Raw genomic sequence first — 584 nt, 5'->3', positions numbered from 1 at the left:
ACGAACACCTTGTGCTCGTACAGGGCGATGAGCTGGCCCAGCACGGACGGGGTCAGTTCCCGGGCGAGGACGGTGGTGGTGGGGTGGTCGCCCCGGAAGGTCTTGTGGGCCACCAGTTCCTCGGGCACGCCCTCGGCGCGGACCTCCTCGGGTGTCCTGCCGAAGGCCAGCGCCTGGGTCTGCGCGAAGAAGTTCGCCATCAGCAGGTCGTGCTGGGCGGCCAGGGCGGGACCGAGTCCGGCGACCGGGCGGGCGAAGCCGATGAAGTCCGCCGGGATCAGCTTGGTGCCCTGGTGGATCAGCTGGTAGTAGGCGTGCTGGCCGTTGGTGCCGGGCGTGCCCCACACCACCGGGCCGGTCTGCCAGGTGACGGGCCGGCCCCGGCGGTCCACCGACTTGCCGTTGGACTCCATGTCCAGCTGCTGCAGGTACGCGGTGAACTTCGACAGGTAGTGGCTGTAGGGCAGCACCGCGTGGGACTGCGCGTCGAAGAAGTTCCCGTACCACACCCCCAGCAGGCCCAGCAGCAGCGGCGCGTTGGCCTCCGCGGGCGCGGTACGGAAATGCTCGTCCACGATCCGGAA

1 pseudogene is annotated in these 584 nt (G+C 69.7%); it reads right to left on the bottom strand.

Features of this window, described 5'->3' with window-relative positions:
- Nucleotides 1-584, bottom strand: a pseudogene (locus ACSLTV_RS36155) (glucose-6-phosphate isomerase); the annotation flags it as partial.

The organism is Streptomyces sp. bgisy159 (assembly GCF_965341775.1).
Lineage (GTDB): Bacteria > Actinomycetota > Actinomycetes > Streptomycetales > Streptomycetaceae > Streptomyces.
The sequence above is the reverse complement of the archived record's forward strand: the minus strand, read 5'-3'. Positions and strand labels throughout refer to the sequence as shown.